The sequence below is a fragment of the Pseudonocardia bannensis genome (assembly GCF_012911875.1).
Classification (GTDB): Bacteria; Actinomycetota; Actinomycetes; order Mycobacteriales; family Pseudonocardiaceae; genus Pseudonocardia; species Pseudonocardia bannensis.
Genome location: NZ_JAAXKZ010000204.1, coordinates 1 through 5643, shown reverse-complemented (window position 1 = coordinate 5643; position 5643 = coordinate 1). Strand labels below are relative to the sequence as shown.

Genomic DNA, 5643 nt, shown 5'->3' with positions numbered 1-5643 from the left:
CTCGATGACCTGGCCGATGCGTGTGCCGCCGACGGGCGGTGGAGCTTCCTCTACGCCGCGGCCCCGCTGAAGGTGGTCAAGGGCACCGGGGCACCGGTGAACCCCATCGCCATCCGCTGAGCACATGAGCGCCTACGACGAGAAGGTGTGGCTGGCCCGGTACGCGCCGGGCCAGCCGGCCGAGATCACGGTCGAGTTCGACAACGCGGTCGAGATGTTCCGCGCGTCGGTGGCCCGGTCCCCGGAGGCGGATGCCATCCGGTACTTCGACGGCCGCATCACCCTGCGCGAGCTCGACGAGCTCACCGACGCCTTCGCCGCCGGCCTGGCCGACGCCGGCTTCGGCGCCGGGGAGCGGGTGGCGATCTACGCCCAGAACGTGCCGCAGTTCGTCATCGCCCAGCTCGGCACCTGGAAGGCCGGCGGCATCGCGGTCTCGATCAACCCGATGAACAAGGAGCGCGAGCTCGAACAGCTCCTGACCGACTCGGGCGCGACGGTGCTGGTCGCCCTCCAGAGCCTCTACCGCGACGTCGCGGCCAAGGTCGTGCCGAACACCGGCGTCCGCACGGTGATCACCACCTCGGAGCTGGAGTACCAGACCCGGAACGACGAGCGGATCTTCGCCGGCGTCGAGCGCATCCCGTGCGCGGGCACCCTGGACATGGCTGAGCTGCTGAGCCGGTTCCGCGGCCAGGCCCCGCCCCGGGTGTCGCCGGGGCCCGACGACGTCGCGTTCCTGACCTACACCTCCGGCACCACCGGCCCGCCCAAGGGCGCGATGACCACCCACCGCAACGTGGTGTTCAACGCCCAGACCTACCGGGACTGGATCGGCATCGGCCCCGACGACGTGGTCCTCGGTATCGCACCGCTGTTCCACATCACCGGGCTGGTCGGCCATATCGCCATCTCGCTGCTCGCCGGGGCCCCGCTGGTACTGATGTACCGGCTGGACCCCGCGGTGACCATCGAGACCGTCCAGGCCGAGCAGGCGACCTTCACCGTCGGCTCGATCACGGTGTTCATCGCGCTGATGAACGCGCCCAACGCCGACAAGGACGCGCTGGCGAGCCTGACCAAGATCTACTCCGGTGGGGCGCCCATCCCGCCGAGCACGGTCACCGCGTTCCAGGACACCTTCGGGCACTACATCCACAACATCTACGGGCTCACCGAGACCACATCGCCCTCGCACGCCGTCCCGCTCGGCAGCGAGGCGCCGGTCGACCCGGCCTCCGGGGCGCTGTCGGTCGGGGTGCCGATCTACAACACGGTCGTCCGGATCGTCGACGACGAGGGCAAGGATCTGCCGCCCGGCGAGATCGGCGAGCTGGTCACCGCCGGCCCGCAGGTCGTGGCCGGGTACTGGAACAAGCCCGAGGAGAGCGCGAAGGCGCTGCCCGACGGGGCGCTGCACACCGGCGACGTCGGCTACATGGACGCCGAGGGCTGGTTCTACATCGTCGACCGCAAGAAGGACCAGATCAACGCGGGCGGCTACAAGGTGTGGCCGCGCGAGGTCGAGGACGTGCTCTACGAGCACGACGCGGTCCGCGAGGCCGCCGTGGTCGGGGTGCCCGACGAGTACCGCGGCGAGACGGTCAAGGCCTTCGTCAGCCTCCGTCCGGGCAGGTCGGCCACCCCCGAGGAGCTGATCGCCTTCGCCAAGGAGCGGATGGCCGCCTACAAGTACCCGCGGCTGGTCGAGATCCTCGACGACATCCCCAAGACCGTCACCGGCAAGCTCCTGCGCCGCGAACTGCGCGCCCGCAGCTAGCCGCCACGCGCCCGGCCCGCCGCGGGCCGGGCGCGTCCCGACACGCATGACGGCGTCGCCGGCCGGCGACGCCGCGGTTCACCACGCCTACTCACAGGAGAGAAGAGCGCAATGGCGGACACCGTTCTCATCGCCGGGGCCAGTGGCCTGGTCGGCGCCGCGACGGTCGACAAGTTCCTCGACGACGGCTGGGAGGTCATCGCGGTCTCCCGCCGCCGGCCCGAGGTGTTCAGCGACAAGCCCTTCCAGCACCTGCCGGTGGACCTGCAGGACGAGGCCGGTGCCCGAGCCGCGCTGGGCGGGCTGTCGCAGGTCACGCACGTGGTCTACACCGCGGTCTACGAGAAGCCGGGGCTGATCGCGGGCTGGACCGAGCAGGACCAGATGGACACCAACCTGGCCATGCTGCGCAACCTGATCGAGCCGCTGACCGAGGTCGCGGACCTCAAGCACGTGAGCCTGCTGCAGGGCACCAAGGCCTACGGCATCCACCTGCACCCGATGCCGGTGCCGGCGCGCGAGCGGTTCCCGCGCGACGACCACGCGAACTTCTACTGGCTGCAAGAGGACTACATCAAGGACAAGTCCGCGGCCAAGGGCTTCGACTTCACGATCTTCCGCCCGCAGCTGATCGTCGGCCCGAACACCGGTGTCGTGATGAACCTGCCCCCGGTCATCGGCGTGTACGCCGCGATCTGCAAGGAGGAGGGCCGTCCCTTCGGGTTCCCCGGCGGGATCCCCTACGTCTGGGAGGCCGTGGACTGCCGCCTCGTCGCAGGGGCGATCCGCTGGGCCGCCGAGACGCCCGCCGCCGCCGGCCAGCACTTCAACCTCACCAACGGCGAGGTCTTCGCCTGGCGCGACCTGTGGCCGGCCTTCGCCGAGGAGCTCGGCGTCGAGCTCGGCCCGGACGAGCCGGTGTCGCTGGGTGAGTACCTGCCGACCAAGGCCGACGTCTGGGACAAGATCGTCGCCAAGTACGGGCTGCGGCAGAACAGCATCACCGACATCCTCGGCGAGTCGCACTACTACGCCGACTTCTGCATGGCCTACGGCGCCGAGGAGCCCCCGCCGCCGGCGTTCGTCAGCACCGTGAAGATCAAGCAGGCCGGGTTTACCGAGACCTGGGACACCGAGGAGTCCTTCCGGCACTGGCTGCGCGTTCTGATCGAGCGCCGCATCCTCCCCCCGGCGAAGTGAGCCGTACGACGTGAGCGCAGTCCCGCACGCGGGCCGTGCCGGAGCCACGAGCTCCGGCACGGCCCCCGTGGCCACCGACCCGCCCGGGCTCGACCTCACCGCACTGGCGCGGTACCTGCTGCGGCTGCCCGACGCCGGCGCCCACCCGGCCGGCCGGCTGCACGCCCGGCTGCTCGCCGGCGGGCGCTCGAACCTGACCTACCTCGTCACCGACGACACCCACCGCTGGGTGCTGCGCCGCCCCCCGCTCGGGCACGTCCTGGCCACGGCGCACGACATGAACCGCGAACACCGGGTGCTCACCGCGCTGGCCGGCTCGGCGGTCCCGGTGCCGCGCACCGTGGCCCGCTGCGACGACGCCGAGGTCATCGGCGCGCCGTTCTACCTGATGGAGCACGTCGACGGCATCGTCTACCGCGACGACGACCAGCTCGCCGCGTGCTCCCCCGCCGCGGCCGCGAAGATCGCTGATGCCCTGGTCGACGCCCTCGTCGCGCTGCACACCACCGCTCCCGCCGCCGTCGGCCTGTCCGACTTCGGACGCCCCGTCGGCTACCTCGACCGGCAGCTGCGCCGGTGGCGCACCCAGCTCGACGCGTCACGCTCGCGCGAGGTCCCCGGATTCGACCGGCTCGGTGACCGCCTCGCCGCCACCACCCCGCCGCAAGCACCGTCCGCGATCGTGCACGGCGACTACCGGCTCGACAACGTCATCATCGACGCCCACGATCCGGCACGGGTGCTCGCAGTCCTGGACTGGGAGATGTCCACCCTGGGCGACCCGCTCAGCGACCTGGCCGCAACCGTCATGTTCTGGGACGGGGTCAGCGGTCTGGAGACCGTCATCACCGCCACCCCGGGTGACCATCGGGCGTTTCCGCGCCGCGCCCGGCTGCTCGACCGGTACGCGGCCGGCACCGGAGCCGATCTCGGCGCGCTGCCCTGGTACCTCGGCTTCGCCCACTACAAGCTCGCGGTGATCTGCGAGGGCATCCACTACCGGCACACCCGCGGCGAGACCGTCGGCGCCGGCTTCGACCGCATCGGCGGCCTGGTCCCGCCCCTCATCGAGCGCGGGCACGCCTGCCTGGAGGACTGATGGACTTCACCCCCGACCCGAAGACCGAGCACCTGCGCGAGCAGTTGCTCGAGTTCATGGACAGCCACGTCTACCCCGCCGAGCCGGTGTTCCACGAACAGGCCGCCGCGGCGGAGAACCGCTGGGACCGCCCGCCGATCATGGCCGAGCTCACCCGCGAGGCCCGCCGCCGCGGGCTGTGGAACCTGTTCCTGCCCGACCCCCGCTACGGGCCCGGGCTCAGCCACGCCCAGTACGCCCCGCTCGCCGAGATCACCGGCCGCAGCCCGCTCATCGCCCCCGAGGCGCTGAACTGCGCCGCCCCCGACACCGGCAACATGGAACTGCTGGCCATCGCCGCGACCGAGCAGCAGCGCCAGGACTGGCTGCAGCCGCTGCTCGACGGCCGGATCCGGTCCGCGTTCTGCATGACCGAACCCGAGGTCGCCAGCTCCGACGCCACCAACATCAGCACCCGCATCGTCCCCGACGGCGACGGGTTCACCATCACCGGCCGCAAGTGGTGGTCCACCGGCGCCCTCGCCCCGCAGTGCGAACTGCTCATCGTCATGGGCGTGACCGACCCCGACGCCCCCGCCCACCGCCGACAGTCCATCGTGCTGGTCCCGCGGGACACCCCGGGTGTGGAGGTGCTGCGCGGGCTGGACGTCTTCGGCTTCGACGACGGCGCCCACGGCGGCCACGCCGAGATCGTCTTCGACGGCGCCCGGATCCCCGCGGAGAACCTGCTCGGTGAACGCGGCGGCGGGTTCGCCCTCGCCCAGGCCCGTCTCGGACCGGGCCGCATCCACCACTGCATGCGGCTGATCGGGATGGCCGAACGCGCCCTGGAACTCATGTGCGACCGCGCCAACCGCCGGGTCGCGTTCGGCAAGCCCCTCGCCGACCAGGGCGTCGTACGGCACTGGATCGCCGAATCCCGCGTCCGGATCGAGCAACTGCGGCTGCTCACCCTCAAGGCGGCCTGGATGATGGACACCGTCGGGGCCAAGGCCGCCCGCACCGAGATCAGCGCCATCAAGATCGCCGCACCCGGCACCGCGGAATGGATCATCGACAAGGCCGTTCAGGTGCACGGCGGAGCCGGCGTCAGCCAGGACCTGCCCCTGGCCATGCTCTGGGCCCAGGCCCGCTACCTGCGCCTCGCCGACGGGCCCGACGAGGTCCACCGTGACGCCGTGGCCCGACGGGAACTCGCGGCCCGCTGACGACGGCCAACGCCGATCGACCGGTGCGAGCACTCGCCGCCCGACAGCCCTCAACCGGCGTCCCGGCTGTCCGGGTGGCGAGAGCGCATCGCAGTCGTCATGGGGTCGGCGTAGGTCCCGACCGACCGGCGTCCTTGATGGACGGCGATCCGCCGGGGCGGGGGTTGTGTCCACCGAGGTGGTGTACGACGTTGCTGCTGATCAGTGGCGTGGCGTCGGGATGTGAGAGGGCTTCCCAATGATCTTGTCAAGTCGTGACCGGGGCGGCCTGGTAGGGGCGTTGGTCGCGCAGCATCGCCCAGAGCACGTTGACTCGCCGTCGGGCGAGGGCGAGGACTGCGTGGGTGTGTCGTTTG

At 71.3% G+C, this 5643-nt stretch carries 4 protein-coding genes; all 4 read left to right on the top strand.

Going from position 1 to position 5643, the window contains the following annotated elements:
* Positions 1 to 124: 124 nt before the first annotated feature.
* A complete protein-coding gene (locus HF519_RS29110) occupies positions 125 to 1780 on the top strand; it encodes a class I adenylate-forming enzyme family protein (protein WP_169416179.1) in 1656 nt (551 codons plus the stop codon).
* 111 nt (positions 1781 to 1891) lie between these two features.
* A complete protein-coding gene (locus tag HF519_RS29105; protein ID WP_169416178.1) occupies positions 1892 to 2980 on the top strand; it encodes an SDR family oxidoreductase in 1089 nt (362 codons plus the stop codon).
* A gap of 67 nt (positions 2981 to 3047) precedes the next feature.
* Positions 3048 to 4079, top strand: coding sequence for a phosphotransferase family protein (locus HF519_RS29100; RefSeq protein ID WP_169416180.1), 1032 nt, complete (start codon positions 3048 to 3050; stop codon positions 4077 to 4079).
* Complete coding sequence (locus HF519_RS29095; protein WP_169416177.1) at positions 4079 to 5287, top strand: acyl-CoA dehydrogenase family protein; 1209 nt, start codon at positions 4079 to 4081, stop codon at positions 5285 to 5287. Before HF519_RS29100 ends, HF519_RS29095 begins: the two co-directional genes overlap by 1 nt.
* Positions 5288 to 5643: the final 356 nt, after the last annotated feature.